Origin of the sequence: Burkholderia lata, assembly GCF_902499335.1 — a bacterium.
In the GTDB taxonomy this organism is placed as follows: domain Bacteria; phylum Pseudomonadota; class Gammaproteobacteria; order Burkholderiales; family Burkholderiaceae; genus Burkholderia; species Burkholderia lata_B.
Genome location: NZ_CABVQK010000001.1, coordinates 507,791 through 526,827 on the forward strand (window position 1 = coordinate 507,791; position 19,037 = coordinate 526,827).

Annotated in this window: 19 protein-coding genes; 13 read left to right on the top strand and 6 right to left on the bottom strand. The window is 68.9% G+C overall.

The window, feature by feature from the left end:
* Window positions 1-55: 55 nt before the first annotated feature.
* Window positions 56-1,645 (bottom strand): sensor histidine kinase, encoded by a 1,590-nt coding sequence (locus tag BCO18175_RS02370; RefSeq protein ID WP_174979179.1) that lies wholly within the window; start codon window positions 1,643-1,645, stop codon window positions 56-58.
* Window positions 1,646-1,789: 144 nt separating this feature from the next.
* Here BCO18175_RS02370 and BCO18175_RS02375 point away from each other — a divergent pair, with 144 nt between their 5' ends.
* From BCO18175_RS02375 to BCO18175_RS02395, 5 genes are all read left to right on the top strand, one after another.
* Complete coding sequence (locus tag BCO18175_RS02375; protein WP_174979180.1) at window positions 1,790-2,983, top strand: acyl-CoA dehydrogenase family protein; 1,194 nt, start codon at window positions 1,790-1,792, stop codon at window positions 2,981-2,983.
* 100 nt (window positions 2,984-3,083) lie between these two features.
* On the top strand, window positions 3,084-3,461 hold the full coding sequence (locus BCO18175_RS02380; protein WP_011356094.1) for a hypothetical protein: 378 nt from the start codon (window positions 3,084-3,086) through the stop codon (window positions 3,459-3,461).
* An 8-nt stretch (window positions 3,462-3,469) separates the two neighbouring features.
* Window positions 3,470-3,991, top strand: coding sequence for a nuclear transport factor 2 family protein (locus BCO18175_RS02385; RefSeq protein WP_174979181.1), 522 nt, complete (start codon window positions 3,470-3,472; stop codon window positions 3,989-3,991).
* A 37-nt stretch (window positions 3,992-4,028) separates the two neighbouring features.
* Window positions 4,029-5,153 (top strand): amidase, encoded by a 1,125-nt coding sequence (locus BCO18175_RS02390; protein ID WP_174979182.1) that lies wholly within the window; start codon window positions 4,029-4,031, stop codon window positions 5,151-5,153.
* Between the two features lie 59 nt (window positions 5,154-5,212).
* The gene (locus BCO18175_RS02395) at window positions 5,213-5,956 is read left to right on the top strand and encodes an SDR family NAD(P)-dependent oxidoreductase (RefSeq protein WP_174979183.1); all 744 of its coding nucleotides are present in this window, start codon (window positions 5,213-5,215) and stop codon (window positions 5,954-5,956) included.
* A 106-nt stretch (window positions 5,957-6,062) separates the two neighbouring features.
* Here BCO18175_RS02395 and BCO18175_RS02400 read toward each other — a convergent pair whose 3' ends face one another.
* The gene (locus BCO18175_RS02400; RefSeq protein WP_122948954.1) at window positions 6,063-6,695 is read right to left on the bottom strand and encodes a response regulator transcription factor; all 633 of its coding nucleotides are present in this window, start codon (window positions 6,693-6,695) and stop codon (window positions 6,063-6,065) included.
* A gap of 353 nt (window positions 6,696-7,048) precedes the next feature.
* On the opposite strand from BCO18175_RS02400, the gene hpaC reads away from it, so the two are divergent.
* Window positions 7,049-7,594, top strand: a complete 546-nt coding sequence (gene hpaC, locus BCO18175_RS02405) for a 4-hydroxyphenylacetate 3-monooxygenase, reductase component (RefSeq protein WP_131931651.1) — start codon at window positions 7,049-7,051, stop codon at window positions 7,592-7,594.
* Window positions 7,595-7,612: 18 nt separating this feature from the next.
* Here hpaC and BCO18175_RS02410 read toward each other — a convergent pair whose 3' ends face one another.
* Both BCO18175_RS02410 and BCO18175_RS02415 read right to left on the bottom strand, forming a co-directional pair.
* On the bottom strand, window positions 7,613-8,881 hold the full coding sequence (locus tag BCO18175_RS02410; protein WP_174979184.1) for a YbfB/YjiJ family MFS transporter: 1,269 nt from the start codon (window positions 8,879-8,881) through the stop codon (window positions 7,613-7,615).
* Between the two features lie 226 nt (window positions 8,882-9,107).
* The gene (locus BCO18175_RS02415) at window positions 9,108-9,653 is read right to left on the bottom strand and encodes an RBBP9/YdeN family alpha/beta hydrolase (protein ID WP_174979185.1); all 546 of its coding nucleotides are present in this window, start codon (window positions 9,651-9,653) and stop codon (window positions 9,108-9,110) included.
* Between the two features lie 117 nt (window positions 9,654-9,770).
* Here BCO18175_RS02415 and BCO18175_RS02420 point away from each other — a divergent pair, with 117 nt between their 5' ends.
* From BCO18175_RS02420 to BCO18175_RS02425, 3 genes are all read left to right on the top strand, one after another.
* The gene (locus tag BCO18175_RS02420; protein ID WP_174979186.1) at window positions 9,771-10,226 is read left to right on the top strand and encodes an Lrp/AsnC family transcriptional regulator; all 456 of its coding nucleotides are present in this window, start codon (window positions 9,771-9,773) and stop codon (window positions 10,224-10,226) included.
* Window positions 10,227-10,623: 397 nt separating this feature from the next.
* Entirely contained in the window at window positions 10,624-10,746 is a 123-nt protein-coding gene (locus tag BCO18175_RS40820) for a hypothetical protein (protein ID WP_006766865.1), read from the top strand.
* Between the two features lie 58 nt (window positions 10,747-10,804).
* Window positions 10,805-11,758 (top strand): leucyl aminopeptidase, encoded by a 954-nt coding sequence (locus BCO18175_RS02425; RefSeq protein WP_174918131.1) that lies wholly within the window; start codon window positions 10,805-10,807, stop codon window positions 11,756-11,758.
* A gap of 16 nt (window positions 11,759-11,774) precedes the next feature.
* On the opposite strand, the gene BCO18175_RS02430 is transcribed toward BCO18175_RS02425, so the two are convergent.
* Both BCO18175_RS02430 and BCO18175_RS02435 read right to left on the bottom strand, forming a co-directional pair.
* The gene (locus BCO18175_RS02430; RefSeq protein WP_174968144.1) at window positions 11,775-12,284 is read right to left on the bottom strand and encodes a GNAT family N-acetyltransferase; all 510 of its coding nucleotides are present in this window, start codon (window positions 12,282-12,284) and stop codon (window positions 11,775-11,777) included.
* Window positions 12,285-12,339: 55 nt separating this feature from the next.
* Complete coding sequence (locus BCO18175_RS02435; protein WP_174968143.1) at window positions 12,340-13,371, bottom strand: AraC family transcriptional regulator; 1,032 nt, start codon at window positions 13,369-13,371, stop codon at window positions 12,340-12,342.
* Window positions 13,372-13,653: 282 nt separating this feature from the next.
* Here BCO18175_RS02435 and BCO18175_RS02440 point away from each other — a divergent pair, with 282 nt between their 5' ends.
* From BCO18175_RS02440 to BCO18175_RS02455, 4 genes are all read left to right on the top strand, one after another.
* A complete protein-coding gene (locus BCO18175_RS02440) occupies window positions 13,654-15,369 on the top strand; it encodes a GMC family oxidoreductase (protein WP_174979187.1) in 1,716 nt (571 codons plus the stop codon).
* Window positions 15,356-17,806, top strand: coding sequence for a flavin-containing monooxygenase (locus BCO18175_RS02445; protein WP_174979188.1), 2,451 nt, complete (start codon window positions 15,356-15,358; stop codon window positions 17,804-17,806). Before BCO18175_RS02440 ends, BCO18175_RS02445 begins: the two co-directional genes overlap by 14 nt.
* Before the next feature lie 212 nt (window positions 17,807-18,018).
* Entirely contained in the window at window positions 18,019-18,573 is a 555-nt protein-coding gene (locus BCO18175_RS02450) for a protein tyrosine phosphatase (RefSeq protein ID WP_174918136.1), read from the top strand.
* Window positions 18,574-18,696: 123 nt separating this feature from the next.
* Window positions 18,697-19,026: a helix-turn-helix domain-containing transcriptional regulator gene (locus tag BCO18175_RS02455; RefSeq protein ID WP_174979189.1), complete on the top strand. Its 330-nt coding sequence runs from the start codon at window positions 18,697-18,699 to the stop codon at window positions 19,024-19,026.
* Window positions 19,027-19,037 lie beyond the last annotated feature (11 nt).

Consider the following 19,037-nt stretch of genomic DNA (forward strand, 5'->3'; position numbering starts at 1 on the left):
GCGCTGCGCGCATGCCTGCCCGCTCATGCGCGACGACCGCCGGGCGGCCGCGGCATCACGCGTTCGCCTGCGACGATGCGCTTGTGTTCGTATTCGTCTTCGTATCGGCGAGCGGCAGCGTCACGCGGCAGTCGAGCCCGCCGCCATCGGCCGGGCTCGCCGCGATCCGGCCGCCGTGGCGCGTGACGATGCTCTTGCACAGCGACAGCCCGATTCCGTTGCCGCCCGCCTTCGACGACGAGAAGCCGTCGAACAGCCGGTCGTGCGCGCCGGCCGCGATACCGGGGCCGTTGTCGATCGCGCGCAACTCGGCATGCCCGGCCACGTTCGCGGTGCCGAGCGTCAGCGTGCGCGGCACACGTTCGCAACCGGCGAACGCCTCGATCGCATTGAACGCGAGATTCAGGATTACCTGCCCGATCAGCACGCGCTCGCAGCGAATCGGCAGCGGCGCATCGGCCTGCACGATCGTGATCGTCACGCCGGCCTCCTTCGCGCGCAGCTCGATGAAATACGCGACGTCCGCGAGGATGTCGCGCAGGTCGGCGAGCGCGACGACCGGTTCGCGCTTCACGATGAACTCGCGCACGCTCTTGATGATCAGCGCCGCATGCTCGGCCTGCCGGTCCGCGCTGCGCAGCCCCCAGATCGCGTCGTCGATCGCGCCGCGCGCGTTCAGCCGCTGCACCGCGCCTTCGATGAAATTGCGCACGGCCGCGAGCGGCTGGCTCAGCTCGTGCGCGATCACGCTCGCCATCTCGCCCATCGCGTTGTAACGGCCCGCATGTTCGAGCATGCGCGCTTCAGCGCGGCGGGCGTCCTCGATCGCGACTTCGTCGCTCACGTCGCGGAACTGCACGAGCAGCCCGTCGAGATCGTCCTCGATCTCGACCTGCCGGCACAGGATGCGCAGCCAGCACGGCGAGCCGTCGCGCCGCACGATCCGGTAGCGCTGCGGCGCGGACGGATACGCGGACGGCGCATCGCGCAGTTGCGCGACGAGCCGGTCGCGGTCGGCCGCGGAGCAGTAGTCGAGCACCTCGCCGAGCGCTTCGTCGGGCGCGAGCCCGAGCACGCGGCGGCCCGACTCGCTGATGAACTGCACGCCGCCGTGCGGCGTGACGACCGCGATGCCTTCGTCGAGATCCTGCATGAATTCACGCAGCCGCGCCTCGTAGCGGCGCAGCTGCTGGCGCACCGCCTCTTCCGCGCTGATGTCGCGGAACTGCACCATCACGACGTCGCGCCCGCGCAGCGGCACGTAGGTGGCGGTCGCCTCGGACAGCATGTCGACGCCCGTGCGCGACCGGTAGCACCACTCGTACACCTGCGGCCCGTCGACGAGCGCGCGATCCCACGCACTCACGGCGATCTCGCGCTGGTATTTCGGTTCGGGGCGCGTCATGTCCGGCGCCTTCAGCGGCAGCAGTTCCTCGACGGAAAAACCGAGCGCGATGCACGCGGCGCGGTTCGCCCACACGATCGCCTTGGTGTGCGCGTCGTGCAGCAGCACGCAGGTCGTCAGCGCGTCGAGCAGCCGGTGGAAATCGTCTTCGTCGGGGAAACTCATGATCGGCTTCGGATGAGGCCGCGCGGCATCGCGCGGCTGGAAACCCAACATAGCACCGGCGCGCGCCGCCCGCATCTGAAGATTTCTTTAGTGCGGCACGGAACGTCACCAGTCGCACGGCCCAACGCACCAATTGCTGCGCGTTTTCGGCGTTTCTAGACTGGCTGCATCGTCGTGACCACCTCGCATTCGAACCCCAATCCGCCCCAGGAGACAGCCATGCCCCACGCCGCCCTCGCCCTCGACACCGCACCGAGCGCCCCCCATGCGGCCAGCGAACCGGCCGCCCGGCTGTCGCCGCTCGACGCCGTGATCGAGACCGTCGCCGCGCGCCGCGAAGAATTCGACCGCCTGTCGCACGTGCCGCGCGACGTGATCGCGCTGTTCAAGCAGGCCGGCATCTATCGCGCGGGCACGCCGCGCCGCTTCGGCGGCGATGCGCTCGCGCCGACCGCGTTCCTCGACATGATCGAACGGATCGCAACCGCCGACGGCTCGGCCGCGTGGGTCGCGAGCTTCGGCTCCGCGAACGTGTATCTCGCCGCGCTGCCGCTCGACACCCAGGCCGAGCTGTATGCGAGCGGCCCCGACCAGGTGTTCGCGGGCGGCCTGTTTCCGGTGCAGCCGGCCCAGCCCGCGCCGGGCGGCTGGCGCGTGAACGGCACGTGGAAATTCGCGAGCGGCTGCAAGGGGGCCGACTGGCTCGGCGTCGGCATCGCCGTGCCGGGCGCGCAGGACGCCGCGCCGAACAAGCCGCGCACGGCCGTGTTCCGCGCAGCCGACGTCGAGATCGTCGAGAACTGGAGCGTGGTCGGCATGCAAGGCACCGGCAGCCACGACCTGCGCGTCGACGACCGCTTCGTGCCCGAAGCGTGGACCTTCGTGCGCGGCGGCGAACCGACCGTCGACGAGCCGCTGTACCGCTATCCGACCGTCGCGTATGCAGCGCAGGTGCTCGCCGTCGTCAACCTCGGCCTCGCACGCGCGGCGCTCGACGTCGCGAACCGCATGTCAGGCGGCCGCCAGACGACGACCGGCGCACCGCGCCTCGCCGATCGCGCGTATTTCCGCATCGAGCTCGCGAAGGCCGAGGCGCAACTGCGCTCGGCGCGCGCGTTCTTCTACGATGCGACCGATACGGTGTGGCAATCGATTCTCGCGGGCAACCCCGTGACGCCCGACCAGGTCAGCCTGCTGCGGCTCGCGGCCACGCAGATCGCACGCGAAGGCGCGAGCGTCGTCGAACGCGCGTACCGGCTCGGCGGCACCGCGGCGATCTACCGGTCGCATCCGTTGCAACGGCTGCTGCGCGACGCAATGGTCGTCACGCAGCACGCGTTTCTCGCCGAAGGCAACTTCGACGGCGCCGGCGCGGTGTTCACCGGCGTCACGCCGTTTCCCGGCTATCTGTAACGTAACCCGCGTCGACCGCACTGTTTTTGAACGCGCATGAAGCCGAAGCGCCGTTGCCGGCCGGTTCATGCGCCCCACCGATTCCTCTGGAGAACCTGATATGTCCGATTCGAATCCGCTGCCGCTGCGCGTCCTGTTCTGCTGCGGCGTGTCGCAGAATTTCTTCGACCTGCCGCGCGAGAAGATCGGCGAAGTGTGGCAGGCGTACGGCGCGATGCTCGCCGCCGTCGAAGCGATGCCCGGCGTGCGCGTGCTCGGCGTGATGGACGACGACCGCCTCGTGGTCGGCCAGGCCGACGGCGCGCCGTGGACCTTCTACATCATGGCCGACGTCGCCGATTTCGACACGACGGTCGCCGTGTGCAACCTGTATCGCACGACGCCGGTCGGCGAATACAACCTGTGGCGCTACGGCAAGATCGAAGCGCGGGTCGGCCGCGCGCTGACGGTGCCGCCGGCCGCGAAACCCGCGGCGTGAGGCGCGCGATGACCGACCTGTCTCCCGGCCTGATCGATGCGCTCGCGCAGCGCCTGGCGGCGCTCGACGCCGAGCGCGCGGTGCGCGCGACGATTACGCGCTACATGGCGCTGTGCGACGTGCCCGAGGATGCCGGCGACGGCCCGTCGCTCGCCGGGCTGTTCACGACCGATGCCGTGTGGGAAGGCATCGGCCGGCAGTACGCACGCAAGTTCGGCCGCCTCGAAGGCACGGCCGCGATCGTCGCGATGCTGGGCCGCTACCTGCCGCCCGATCCGCATTTCTCGGCCAACCTGCACTTCCTGACGTCGGAGTCGATCGAGATCGGCGCCGACAACGCAAGCGCACGCGGCCGCTGGATCATGCTGCAGGCGTCGCGCTACGCGGACGGCTCGGCCGAACTGATCGCCGCGCGGCTGACCGTCGATTTCGCGCCGGCCGCTGACGGCGCTGCGTGGCTGATCCGCCATTTCCGCACCGAACGCGTGCTCGACGGCCCGTGGCCGCTCGCTGCCGCGCCACGGTCCTGATTTCTGATCCTTTCCAACGCTGCGCACGATACCGACCATGACAGGCTTCATCGATACGTTCACGCTCGGCGGCCCCGGCCCCACGATCGCGATCAAGGACACGATCGACATCGCGGGCCATCCGACCCGCGCGGCGAGCCGTGCGCTCGCCGATGCACCGCCGGCCGAACAACACGCGGACGTGGTCCGCCTGCTGCTCGACGCGGGCTGGCGGATCGCCGGCAAGGCGAACATGCACGAGCTCGCATTCGGCATGACCGGCATCAACGACTACACGGGCACGCCCGTCAATCCGCAGGATGAAACGCGCATTCCGGGCGGCTCGTCGAGCGGTTCCGCTTCGCTCGTCGGGCTCGGCGCGGTCGATGCGGCGCTCGGCACCGACACGGGCGGCTCGATTCGCGGGCCGGCCGCCTGCTGCGGGGTGGCCGGGCTGAAGCCGACGTTCGGCCGCGTGTCGCGGTGCGGCGTCGCGCCCGCCGAGACGACGCTCGATTGCGTCGGGCCGTTCGCACGCGACATCCGCACGCTGGCCGCGGTGATGGCCGCGATCGCTCCGGGCTTCGATCGTGCGCGAGCGGCGGCCTCCGCCGCAGGCTGCTCAGTCGCGCAAATCACGGTCGACGCCGATCCGGCGATCGCCGCCGCGCTCGACGCGGCCGTGCGCGCGTCCGGCCTGCGTTCGCACGCGGTCGTGCTCGACGAAATGGCGGCCTCGTTCGCCGCAGGGCTCACCGTGATCAACGCGGAAACGTCGCACGCGTTCGGCCATCTCGTCGCGACCGGCAAGCTCGGCGCCGACCTCGATGCGCGATTGCGAGCAGCCGCCACGACCACGCCTGCGGCATTGAAAGAAGCCGAGGCCGTGCGTGCACGCTTCACCGCACAGGTCGACGCCGCGCTCGAACACGCGGACGTGCTCGTGCTGCCGACGCTGCCCGCGCTGCCGATCACGCTGCAGCAGGCACGCGACGGCGTATCGGTGATCGCGATGTCGTCGCTGATCCGGCCGTTCAACCTGAGCGGCCATCCGGCACTGAGCCTGCCGCTGCCGCTGGCCGGTTCGCCGCTGAAGGCCGGCCTGCAGATCGTCGGGCGCAAGGGCGCGGACGAGCAGGTCTGCGCGATCGCGGCACACTTCGAAGCGGCACTCGCCGCATGAACCACGATGCAGGCGCGGCTGCACCCGGCACGCGCTCGCCAACCAGGGAATCACGCACCATGTCAGACCGAGTCGTCCTCGTCACCGGCGCCGCGCGCGGGCTCGGCGCCGTCATCGCCGAACGCTTTCATGCGGCCGGCTACCGCGTCGCGCTGGCCGATATCGCCGCCGACGCCATTCAGGCGCATGCGCGCGAACTCGACCCGAGCGGCGCACGCGCGATCGCGCTGCCGCTCGACGTCACGTCGAAACGCGATTTCGAAGCCGCGCGCGATGCGCTCGTCGCGCGCTGGGGCACGATCGACGTGCTCGTGAACAACGCGGGCGCATCGAAAGTCGTGCCCGCGATGGAGATCACGGCCGAGCAGTTCGACCAGGTGATCGACGTGAACCTGCGCAGCGTGCTGTTCGGCTGCCAGGTGTTCGGCCAGTACTTCGCGACGCGCGGCGCGGGCCGTATCGTCAACATCGCGTCGCTCGCCGGACAGAATGGCGGCTCGGCGACGGGCGCGCACTACGCGGCCGCGAAGGGCGGCACGCTGACGCTGACCAAGGTGTTCGCGCGCGATCTCGCCGCGCAGGGCGTCACCGTCAACGCGATCTCGCCGGGCCCGCTCGACCTGCCGATCGTGTACGAAAGCGTCGCACCGGAGAAGCTGCGCCAGGTGCTTGCGAGCCTGCCGGGCGGCAAGCTCGGCTCGGCCGGCTTCGTGGCGGATGCCGCCGTGCTGCTCGCGTCGGGCGACGCGCATTTCGCGAACGGCGCGTGCTGGGACATCAACGGCGGGTTGTACATGCGCTGAGCACGACGGCCTCGCCGCGTCTCCTGCGACGCTCCGGGCCGGTTCACGCCAACGGCCGCCTATGCGCCGGCCCGCGAACGAACCTCTCCCGACAAGGGAACGTACCTTAGCGCGGCGCTTCGCCGTCGTCGCCCCACACGACCATCACGTCGCGCACGAGCGCGGCGATCGACGTCGCGCCGAGCTTCTCCTTGATGCTCGCGCGATGCACGTCGACGGTCTTCACGCTGATCGACAGATCCGACGCGATCTGCTTGCTGCCCTTGCCGTCCACCACGCCGCGCAGCACTTCCTTCTCCCGCGCGGTCAGCGCATCGAGTCGCTGGCGCAACTCGCGGTGGCGCTGGCTCACCGCATGCCGCTGCTGCGCGAGCCGCAGCGCGCGTTGCACGCGCTCGAGCATCTGCTGCGAGTTGTACGGCTTCTCGACGAAATCGATCGCACCGTTCTGCAGCGCGCGCACAGACATCGGGATATCGCCATGCCCGCTGACGAAGATCACCGGCAGCGTCGCGCCGCGCGCGTTCAGTTCCGCCTGCACGTCGAAGCCGCTCTTCTCCGGCATCCGCACGTCGAGCACCAGACACGCGGGCAGGTTCACGTCGAAACGCGCGAGAAAATCGGTGGCGTTCGCGAACCCTTCGGACGCGATGCCGACCGATTCGAGCAGCCACGCGAGCGACGTCCGCATGCCGTTGTCGTCGTCGACGATGTATACGATCGGTGCGGGTGACGTCATCGCGGGTGTCTCGCTGAATATCGGTATCGGTATCGCACGCGCCGCATACGGGGCCGGTTACCGGCGCGTCGCGCACGTCGTTCGCTGGGGGTGTGCGGCACATCATAACGAGCCGAAAACCCGCTGAAAACCCCTTCACGGGCGACATGAACGTGCAATCTCGATTTTTTTCGCGCGGTGCGGCGCGCATCTAGGTAGAACCTTTAGATGCGTTGGCGAGAACGCCATCTCCATCGTCAATCGTGCGAATGGTCGCCGGCATTTTCGCGACGTACGCTTGGGTCATCGTCGGCGATCCGGCGCTGCAGCGGCAGCGCCACGCGATCGCCGCTTTCGTCCAATCAGGAGCGCCCATGTCTTCCACGACCGATATCCAGCGACCGGCACGCGTCGAGCCGACCGACGCGCAGAAGGCCTTTCGGCAAGCGATGGCCCACCTCGGCGCGGCCGTCAACGTGATCACCACCGCCGGGCCACACGGCCGCTGCGGCATCACCGCGAGCGCCGTGTGCTCCGTCACCGATACGCCGCCGACGCTGCTCGTGTGCCTCAACCGGTCGAGCGCGATGCGTGCGACGTTCGAACGCAACCGCCACGTCTGCATCAACGTGCTGCCGGCCGAACACGAGCAACTTGCACGGCATTTCGCAGGGCTCACCGACCTGCCGATGGAGCGGCGCTTCGACCTGCCCGTGTGGGATCGCGGCGACCAGGACGTGCCCGTGCTGCGCGACGCGCTCGCGAGCCTGCAGGGCACGATCGCTGACATGAAGGAGGTCGGCTCGCATTCGGTGATGTTCATCGAGGCGACGTCGATCCGCGTGCGCGACGACGGCGACAGCCTGATCTACTTCAGCCGTGCGTTTCATCGCGTATCGCGCACGGCGTGCGTGCGGTGAATGGTGTATCGCGCGTGACTACGCCGCGGCCCGCAACGCGCGCTGCCCGGCCGCGAGCGCGGCGCCTGCGAAAAGCGTCAGCGCCGAATACACGAGCCCGCGCGCAAGCCCCGCGCTGTCGGACACCCAGCCGATCGCGACCGGCCCGGCGATCTGCCCGAACGCAAAGACCGTCGTGAACGCGCTGATCCCTTTCGCCCAGCCGTCGGGCGGCAGGTTGTGGCGCACGAAGGCCGTCGTCGATGCAACAGCCGACAGGAACGTCGCACCGAACAGCACGCCCGACGCGAACGCGGCCACCGGATGCACGAACATCGCCGGCATCAGCGTCGCGATACCGAGCAGCGCGTTGAGCACGGCGAGCGCCTGGCCACCGCGCATCCGGTCGAGCAGCCCCGACCACAGCCGCGCCGACACGACGGTCGCGACGCCGAGCATCACGTAGAACGCGGCGACTACCGTACCGCTCATTCCCGCACCGCGCAGCAGCGCGACGATGAACGTCATGTAGCCGATATAGCCGACGCCGAACAGGCCGTAGCCGGCCAGCGCGAGTGCGAAGCGAATGGGGCTCGCGGTCGCGGCCGGCGCCGCACCGTCGCGTGGCGCGGCAGGCGCCGCATGTACGTGCTCGATGCGGCGCGCGGCCGACACGGCCACCACCGAGAACAGCACGCACGCGAACGCGAGTGCGAACCATGCGGGCTGCCAGCCATGGATGCCGTGCGAGAGCGTCGCCGGCACGAGCAGTGACGATGCGACGATGCCCCATCCCGTGCCGCCGTAGTAGAGGCCGAGCAGCAACCTCGCATCGCGCGGCGACGCCGATGCGAGCCGCGCGGCCAGCACGCCGCCGCTGATGAAGATCAGCGCGCTGCCGACGCCGGTCGCGAGCCGCTGCACGAGCAGCGCGTGCATGCCGGACGTGACCCCGCACGCGGCCATCAGCAACGCGGTCAGCACGCACCCGGCCGCCAGCAGCGAGCCTGCTCGCCAGCGGCGCGACAGCAACGGAAACGCGAGCGCACCGACCAGGTAGCCGGCCGCGTTCGCCGTGTTCAGCGCGCCGGCCTGCGCGAACGTCCAGCCGAGATCGGCCTTCATCGGCGGCAGCAGCAGCGCATACGAAAAGCGCGCGAGGCCGAGCGCGATCGCGCTGCCGAGCGACAGGCAGATCGCGAGCCGCCACGCGGCCATGCGATCGGGGTCACGGTCGGGGTAGGTGCCGGTCGCGCCGGTGTCCGGCCTCGACGGGCCGGCACGCTCCGGTTGCGGCGCTGCGCGCATCGCGTGTCTCCTTGGTCGTTCGAAGCCCCGGCAAGTCGTGACGGCGGAACCGGTGTTCCGCACGCGTCAATCCCGACTGCCGGGGCTTCCAATTCTGTCGATCGATCATACTTGAGCCGTCGCGGGCCGGCATGGGTTGGCGACAGGCGCCCGGCCGCAGCAGCCGGGTCGTCCATGCATCACCCACCGCAAGCCGTCGCGGGAGCACGTCGGCCGCTTGCCCGCGCTACCCCTGCAATCCCGCCATGAAGGCCGTGAACAACGCGCGTCCCTCGGGCCATTCCGCCAATCCCGCGTCCGTATTCAGATGGCCGCGCGGGCCGAGCAGCAACGGCGTCGCACCCCGCTCGCTTGCCCATGCAATGCCGCGCCCGGATGGATCGTACCCGTCATCCGAACTGGCGATCGCCAGCACCGGCAAGCCACCGAAATCGCCGCCCGGCACATCCGCGAACGCACGGGCCGCAACCGGAAAACGCGGGCCGTGAGGATCGGGCACCGCCACGAGCATCGCGCCGCGCACGACCCGCGCCGACGCCGCACGCCAGTGCGCGAACAGCAGGCAACCCAGCGAATGACAGATCAACACCGGCGGCGTCGCGGCTTGCGCGACCACTTCATCGAGCGCCGCGATCCAGTCGCGCAGGTCGGGCGCATCCCATGACGCCGGCTCCATGCGCACGGCGCCCGGAAGCGCGGCCTCCCAGTGGCTCTGCCAATGATCCGGTCCCGAGTTGCCGATCCCCGGCACGATCACGATCGTCTGGTCCATCTCCGTCTCCATGAATAAGCGAGTTCGCAGTCTGGCCTGCCGGAAACCGACCGGGAATGGCAAATCATCGGATATTGAGACAATATGCCGATGAATTAACGGAGCAGGAAAGCGGACATGTCGAACGGAGAGCTCGATCGCCTGGATCTTTCGATCCTCGAAGCGCTACAGGAAAATGCGCGCACGCCGCTGTCCGAAGTGGGCCGGCGTATCGGCCTGTCGCAGCCCGCCACGTCGGAGCGCGTCAAGCGGCTGGAAGAGCGCGGCATCATCGCGGGCTACGGCGCACGGATCGACCCGGCCGCGCTGGGGTTGGGGATGATGGCCATCATCCGGCTGAAGACGACGCACGAACACATCAAGCCTGCGCTGCGCGCGTTCGCCGAGATGCCGCACGTCATCGAGGTCCACCGGATGACCGGCGAGGATTGCTTCCTGCTGAAGGTCCTGGTGCCGACACCGGGACAACTGGAAACCATCATCGATGCGATCGCGCGCTTCGGTGCGGTCACGACGTCACTGGTGCTCCGGTCCGAGCCGACCAAACCGCTCGGCAAGGCGCTGCTCGGTTGACACGGGCGTCAGGCCGCTGACGCGCTACCGATGACCGACGACGCGTCCGCGCGCATGCACGCTTGCTCGCCGCGAACGACATCACTCGCGGCAATCTCGGCGATTGAATTCCCGATGAAAAATCGCCGAGTGCAATGCGTCGATTCCAATTCCTGTCATTGAAAAAATGACATCGAATTCGTCATCCTCTTTATCCGTGTTTTACGGCACGCGATCCGCAAATCCCCCATGTTTAGCACGCCTCGGCTAAAAACCTTGCAACGCATTGCATTCGTAAATTCCTCAGACTAATATCAACGCCACTCGTCGCGCATTCATGAAATGCGTGATGAGGAGTGGCAATTTTTTAGCCGCACTTTCATGTTGAAACACTCATGTTCACCACAGGAGAATTGACATGCAGGACACCCAGCAGATCGAATTGCTTGACTGGATGCAGGAAGACACGCACCCCGAGGCCGTCGACATGATGGTCGAGGACGCCGTGGTGCCGTTCGGCACCGCGCTCTGGCCGGTCTGAGCGGGCCACCCGTTCTCGCGGAAGGGCCGCGGCCCTTCCGCTGCTTCCGGAGACACGCATGCTGAACCTGCACCGCGCGCTGGGCTTCCACCCCGCGCTGCGCGACAAGCTGGCGCGCGGCGAGTCGGGAAAACTGCTGGTCGGCCATGACACCCGCAACCGCGACATCGCGTTGCGCGCGTTTTCCGCCCTGCCCGATTCGCTCGACGCGACCACACTCTGCCTCGAAAGCACCCCGCCCGCCGACATTGCTGCCGCGCTCGATCGCGCCGATCTGTTCGTGCTGCTGTACGACTCGTCGTGCCTGCCGACACCGTCGCCAAGCGGGCCGCCGTTCCTCGCCGCGATTCGCCCCGCGATCGTCGAGCACTGGAGCAAGTCGGTACTGTTCAAGGATTACGGGCCACACCTCGACGAGGCGTTCGCCGAATCGCTCGACGACATCGCGGCACGCAACGGCCGGCTGATCGACGCGGCCGCGCACGCATCGCAGATCCGCTTCATCGACGAAGCCGGCAACACGCTGACGGGCTCGCTCGCGCCGGACCAGAAATGGACGAGCGTGGATGGAATGGGCAACCTCGACGTCGTGCCCGGCGAGATCGCGACGCACGTCACCGATCTCAACGGCTCGATCGTCTTCAGCGGCACGTTTCTCGGCACCGTGCCGTTCGCGATCAAGTACAAGGTGGCCGAGCGGCTCGCCACGCTGCATGTCGAGAACAGCATGATCGTCGGTTTCGATACCGACGATGAGGGCTTCCGGCGCGATTTCTCGACCTATCTCGACCGGCATGCGAACCACCGGCGGATCGAGGAATTCGGCATCGGCACGAACCTCGGGATTCGCGGGCTGTACGGCCGCAACGCCGGGTTCGAGGAACGTCATCCGGGCCTGCACCTCGGGCTCGGCGGCGGCGAAAACGGCAGCCACCATCTCGACCTGATCTTCGCGCGCGGCACGCTCGCGCTCGACGACCGGGTCGTGTTCGACGGCGCGTTCGCCGTCTGACGAAGCGGCTGCGTGCTCAGGCCTCGGCGGCCCCCGTGTCGCCGAGCCACTTGACCATCACGAGGCTATCGACGAAACCGAGCCGCGCGTGACGGTACGCACGCGGCAGGCGCCCGACGATTTCAAAACCCAGCTTCTGCCACAGCGCGACCGCCACCTCGTTCGTCGACACCACCGAGTTGAACTGCATCGCGAGGAAGCCACGCTCGCGCGCGACCTGCTGCGAGTGCTCGCACATCAGGCGCGCGACGCCACGGCCGCGTGCGGCCTCGCTCACCATGTAGCCGCAGTTGCTCACGTGATTGCCGGGCCCAGCCGCGTTCGCCTTCAGGTAGTACGAACCGAGTACGACGCCATCCTCTTCGGCGATCCACGTGCACAGCGGCGCAGCGAGCCACAGGGCGCGCGCCGCTTCCTGCGTCGGCGCCGGATCGAATGCATAGGTTTCCTGAGCAGCGACGATCGCGCGGTAGGTCGGCCAGAAGCGCGGGAAATCGTCGTCGGTCATCGGGCGAATCGTGATCATGCGGAGTCTCTCGTGATTGGAATGTCGGCAGGAAAGCCAGTGATCGTACCGTGATTCAGGAACGGCCGCTGTCCCGTTGCGCCGCGCTGCGATACGCGCCCGGCGGCACGCCGTACCAGCGCTTGAACGCCTGCGAGAAACTCGACAGGTCGCTGAAGCCGAGCCGCTCGGCCACTTCCGCGAGCGACAGGCGCGCGTCGCCGAGCAACGTCTCGGCCATCGCGCCGCGCGCCTGCGCGAGCAGCGTGCGGAACGTCGTGCCCTCTTCCTGCAGCCGGCGCTTGAGCGTGCGCGGGCTCGTGTTCATCAGCCGCGCCATGTCTTCCAGCGAGAACGGCGCGGGGCCAGGTGTCGCGGTCAGGTACTGGCGCACCATCTCCGACGTGCCCACGCGCGCGCGCCGCGCTTCGAGCAACTGGCCGCACATCTGCTCGCACATCGACACCGTCAGCGGATTCGCGTGCGGCAGCAGCCGGTCGAGAAACACGCGGTCGAATGCGAGGCTGTTCGCGCGCGCCGAGAACGCGGGCTCGATGCCGGCGATGCGCGGCACCGCCATGCTCGGCGTGCGCGCCGCCTGCACCGTGAAGCGCGACAACGCGAATGCGTCATCGCCAATTTCCTGCAGCAGCACGGCCGCGGCCGTCATGTCCCGCTCGACGAGGAACCGGCTCAGCGGGCCATCGAGTTCCGGCGCGCCGAAACCGAGCACGCACGTCCCGTCTTCCTCGCGGTACGTGATCACCGTGAACGCATAGGTGAGCGGCAGGAATCGCAGCGCCAGCGCGAGCGCGTCGCGCGCGGTCGCGCTCGCGATCAGCCCGTAGCCCCACACCCCGTACGCGGAAAAGTGATAGCGCTGGCCGACCTCGAACCCTAGGCCCGGCGCGCGCCCGAGCGCGCGCAGCAGGTTGCCGGTCAGCCGCAGCTCCTGCGCGGCCGTCACCTCGACTTTCGGATCGTCGAGCTGCGCGTCCGCGAGCCCCGTGCCGGCCAGCAGCGTCGTGTGCGGCACGCCGCGTTCGTCGCCGAAATCGACCAGCAGCCGGGCGCTGGCCGGACTCCGGGTGAAATCCCAGAAGCTCATGCGGAGAAACCCTCGAAGCGCCGATTTGGCCCAAATACTAAAACAATTGTCCCGAAGCAGCATTGGTGTTTTCCCATGCGGCCAGCACCATCGACGTCATCCAGTCGTCATCCGAACGACGCCATCGCCCTCCTGAGGAGACACCATGCGACCGAGTCGCCCGACCGATCCCGCAGCCCGCTTCGCATGCCGGCGCGCCGAATCCGCCCGCGCCCCCGCCCCGCCACTCGCGGCCCACCCGCCGCGCCCCGCTTGATCCATCGACCATCAGAGGACGAATCCATGAGCAAGACTTTCGACTACATCGTCGTCGGCGGCGGTTCGGGCGGCAGCGTCGTCGCCGGGCGGCTGACCGAGGACCCGGCCGTGACCGTCTGCGTGCTCGAGGCCGGCGGCCGCGGCGACGGCACGCTGGTGAACGTGCCGACCGGCGCGGTCGCGATGATGCCGACGCGCATCAACAACTGGGCGTTCGACACGGTGCCGCAGCCGGGCCTCGGCGGGCGCATCGGCTACCAGCCGCGCGGCAAGGTGCTGGGCGGTTCGTCGGCGATCAACGCGATGGTCTATATCCGCGGCCATCGCGTCGACTACGACGGCTGGGCCGCGCTCGGCAACGAAGGCTGGGCGTACGACGACGTGCTGCCGTACTTCCGCCTGAGCGAGCACAACGAGCGCTTCGACGACGCGTGGCACGGCCGCGACGGCCCGCTGTGGGTGAGCGACCTGCGCACCGGCAACCCGTTCCATGCGCGCTACCTCGAAGCCGCGCAGCAGGCCGGCCTGCCGCTCACCGACGATTTCAACGGCGAGCAGCAGGAAGGCATCGGCATCTACCAGGTCACGCAGAAGCACGGCGAACGGTGGAGCGCGGCGCGCGCGTACCTGCTGCCGCACCTCGGCCGGCGCGACAACCTGACGGTCGAGACGCACGCGCAGGTGCTGCGCATCCTGTTCGACGGCACGCGCGCGATCGGCGTCGAGGTGCGGCAGCATGGCGAGGTGCGCACGCTGCGCGCACGGCGTGAAGTCGTGCTCGCGGCCGGCGCGCTGCAGACGCCGCAGCTGCTGATGCTGTCGGGCGTCGGCCCGGGCCGCGAACTCCAGCAACAGGGCATCGCCGTGCACGCCGACCTGCCCGGCGTCGGCCGCAACCTGCAGGATCATCCGGACTTCATCTTCGGCTACCGCACCCGCAGCGTCGATACGATGGGCGTGTCCGCGCGCGGCGGCCTGCGCATGCTGCGCGAGTTCATACGCTTCCGCCGCGAACGGCGCGGGATGCTGACATCGAATTTCGCGGAAGGCGGCGGTTTCCTGAAGACGCGCGCCGAACTCGACGCACCGGACATCCAGCTGCACTTCGTCGTCGCGCTCGTCGACGATCACGCGCGCAAGCTGCACGCCGGCCACGGGCTGTCGTGCCACGTGTGCCTGCTGCGGCCGCGCAGCCGCGGCTCGGTCACGCTCAACGGCACCGATCCGCTCGCGGCGCCGCGCATCGATCCCGCGTTCTTCGACGATCCGCGCGACCTCGACGACATGGTCGCGGGCTTCCGCCTCACGCGCCGGCTGATGGAGGCGCCTGCGCTTGCCGGCTGGACCACGCGCGACCTGTTCACCGCGAACGTCGACACCGACGATGAAATCCGCGATGTGCTGCGGCGGCGCACCGACACCGTGTATCACCCGGTCGGCACGTGCCGGATGGGGCACGACGCGCTCGCCGTCGTCGATCCGCAACTGCGCGTGCGCGGCCTGCAGGGGCTGCGCATCGTCGATGCGTCGATCATGCCGACGCTCATCGGCGGCAATACCAACGCACCGACGATCATGATCGCCGAGAAGGCCGTCGACCTGATCCGCGGCGTGAGCCGCACGTCAGTGCGGCCAGCGAGCGAAGCCGCCGACGCATCGACGGATCGCGACACCGCTCCCGCCTCGTGCGCCGCGCACGATGCCGTCCAGCCGGAGGAGACCCGCCATGTCGTCGCGTGACGCAGCCCACCTGACCGAATCCGCCGCCCCGCTTGCGGCGATCATCATCGGCGCCGGCTTCGCCGGCATCGGCATGGCGATCGCACTGCAACGTGCCGGCATCCACGAATTCACGATCGTCGAACGCTCGCACGACGTCGGCGGCGTGTGGCGCGACAACAGCTACCCGGGCGCTGCCTGCGACGTGCCCTCGCACCTGTACTCGTTCTCGTTCGAGCCGAATCCGGCCTGGTCGCGCGTGTTCGCGCCGCAGCCCGAAATCCATGCGTACCTGCAGCATTGCGCGCGCAAGTACGGCCTCGCGCGCTATTTGCGCTTCGGCGCCGAAGTCCAGCACGCGCGCTACGACGAAGCTGCTGCGCTGTGGCGCGTCACGCTCGCCGACGGCACGACGCTGAGCGCCACCATGCTCGTCAGCGGCACCGGGCAATTGAGCCGCCCCGCGATGCCCGACCTGCCCGGCATCGACACGTTTCACGGCCGCGCCTTCCACTCCGCGCACTGGGATCACGACTATTCGCTCGTCGGCAAACGCGTTGCGGTGGTCGGCACCGGCGCGTCGGCGATCCAGTTCGTCCCGGCGATCGCCGGCGACGTGCAGCGCCTGGTCGTATTCCAGCGTTCGCCGGCCTACGTGATGCCGCGCCCCGACCGCGCGTACCGGCCGTGGGAGAAGGCGCTGTTCCGCCGGCTGCCGTGGGCGATGAAGCTGCATCGCGCATCGATCTACCTGCGCTACGAATCGCGCGCGATCGCGTTCACGCGCCTGCACAAGCTGATGAAGGTCGCGGTCGGCCGGCCGTTCCACAAGCTGCTTGCACGCGACGTGCCGGACGCCGCGTTGCGTGCGCGGCTCACGCCCGACTACCCGATCGGCTGCAAACGCATCCTGCTGTCGAGCGACTACCTTGCCGCGATGAGCCGCGACAACGTCGAGCTCGTCACGCAGCGGATCCGGCGCGTGACGGAGAACGGCATCGAGACCGTCGACGGCGTGCACCATCCGGTCGAAGCGATCGTCTACGGCACCGGGTTCGCGGCGACCGAGTTCCTGTCGCCGATGCGCATCACGGGCCGCGACGGGCTCGACCTGAACGACGCATGGCGGCGCGGCGCGCAGGCGTATCTCGGGCTCACCGTGCCCGGCTTTCCGAACTTCTTCATGCTGTACGGCCCGAACACCAACCTCGGCCACAACTCGATCGTCTACATGCTCGAGAGCCAGATCGCGCACGTGATGCGCTGCCTGCGCACGATGCGGCGCGACGGCGCACGCGAGATCGACGTCGACGCGCGCCGCTACCGGCGCTTCAACGTGCATGTGCAGCAGCGGCTCGAAGGATCGGTGTGGAACACCTGCAAGAGCTGGTACGTCGATGCGTCGGGACACAACAGCACGAACTGGCCGGGCTTCACGCTGACCTACCGGTGGATCACGCGCTTCACCGGGATGTCCGCTTACCGTTTCACGCATCCGTTGCCCGAGTCGGTCGCACCGGCGCGCGACGTGGTGGTCGCGCCGCCCGCCGGCCGGCTGGAGGCCCTCACTGCCGCATCGCTGCGCGGCTTCCTGCGCGTGGCGTTCCGGCCGCTGATCGGGCCGCCGTTCGGCGCGCGCATGCAGCGCCGCGTCGTCGCGCTGCTGTCACCGCTGATGCCGGGCACGGGCGGCACGCTGCGCTACCGTACGTCCGCGAATCGCGTGCCGGTCGAAGTCGTGGCGCCGAAACGCGGCGACACGGGCGGCGCGATCCTCTATCTGCACGGCGGCGCATTCTGTCTCGGCGGCCCGCATACGCATCGCGGCGTGACCACGCGGCTCGCGAACGATGCCGGCCTGCCAGTGTGGGTGCCCGATTACCGGCTGGCCCCCGAGCATCCGAGCCCGGCCGCGCTCGACGACGCGCTGGCCGTCTATGACGCGATGCGCGCGCAGGGCCATGCGCCGCACCGGATCGTGATCGCCGGCGATTCGGCCGGCGGTGCGCTGGCGCTCGCGCTGGCCATCGCGCTGCGCGAGCGCGGCGAGCCGGCCGCCGCCGCGCTGCTGCTGATCTCGCCCGTGACCGATCCCGCGCTCGGCGGCGCGACGCTGGCTTCGCGCCGCCACGACGATCCGATGATCCGTCGCGGCTGGCTCGAACAGGGGTTGCGCTGGTATCACGGCGCCGGTTCGGTGGCGGCCCGCGGCCCGCTCGACACCGACCTGCGCGGCCTGCCGCCGATGCTCGTCCAGGCCGGCGACCAGGAGGTGCTGCTGTCGGATGCGCAGCGGCTGGCCCGTCATGCGCAGGCTTGTGGCGTGCCGTGCCGGCTGGAGGTTCATGCGGCGCGCTGGCACGTGTTTCATCTGCAGGCGTTTTACCTGCGGTCGGCGCGCGACGCGTTGCGGACACTGGCGGGGTTCGCGGCGGAACGGGTGGCGGTAACGGCGTGACGATGAAGCAGTCGCGCGCCGCGATCGGGGCCGTGGTTCGCGGCTTCCCCGATCGGGCACACGGCGCATGCGTCGCCACCGGGCCCGCTTGCCACGAAGCGACGCCGTCTTGCGAAAACCGGTCGTTTATTTTTTTCCGTCGCATGCGGCCGTCATGATCTCCCGCAAGCCCTGGCGCGCCGCCGGGGCTCCCCCATCCTCGCGGAGACATCATGAAAAGAAGGCACACCCTCAATACGCTGGCACTGCTCTGTTGCGTCGGCATCCAGTGCGCGACTTCGGCATTCGCCGACGAGCCGAAGAAGGTGGCGTTCGTCGACACGGGCAACACCGGGCGCAGCGTGATGGCCGAAGCGATCGCCGGCCAGTTGATCGCGCAGCGCCACGCGCACATCGCGGTGATTTCGCGCGCGGTCGACGAAGATCCGTATGACGAAAAGCCCGAGGAAAACGGCGTGATCCTGATGAAGCGCCGCGGCATCGACACGTCCGCGCACCGTTCGGTGCAGTTGAACGCGAACGACGTCAAGCATTCCGACGTGATCCTGACGATGACCGACAAACACAAGGAGAAGGTGCTCGCGCTCTATCCGTCGGCCGCCGGCAAGGTGTTCACGCTCGCCGAGTATGCGTCCGGAAAGCACGTCGACGTGCCCGACGCGTGGGGCAAGCCGATCGACTTCTACGAATCGGTGACCACGCAGCTCGACACGTACATCCCCGCTGCGCTCGACAAGGTCGCGACGGTCGCGCCGGCGAAGCAGTAATGTCAGGAAGCCTGTCGGCTCGCGCCGACAGGTCTGCGGTTCACACGCCTCCTCCTCGGCCCCTCGCCCTGTAACTTATAAGCTACAATCGCGACCAAGGTTGAACCGGACACGGAGGTAAGCATGAAGCAGCTCAAAGCCGCGGTATCGCACCACGACGCGGAAGTCGCCGAACTCGGCGCCGACCGCGAACTCGCGGTGGCCTATCTGCGCGTCGCGATGGAGTCGCTCGACGATCCCGACAACCGCGCGGCCGGCCTGCTCGCGCTGCGTACGGTCGCGGAAGCGTACGGCGGGCTCGGCGCCGTCGCGGCCGAAGCCGGCATCAGCCGCGAATCGCTGTATCGCACACTCTCCCCCAACGGCAACCCCACGCTGAAAACCCTGCTCGCGGTGCTCAAGACCGTCGGCCTGCGCCTGTCCGTCGTCCCCGCACAGCCGGCGCACGCGTAAGCGGCGTACCG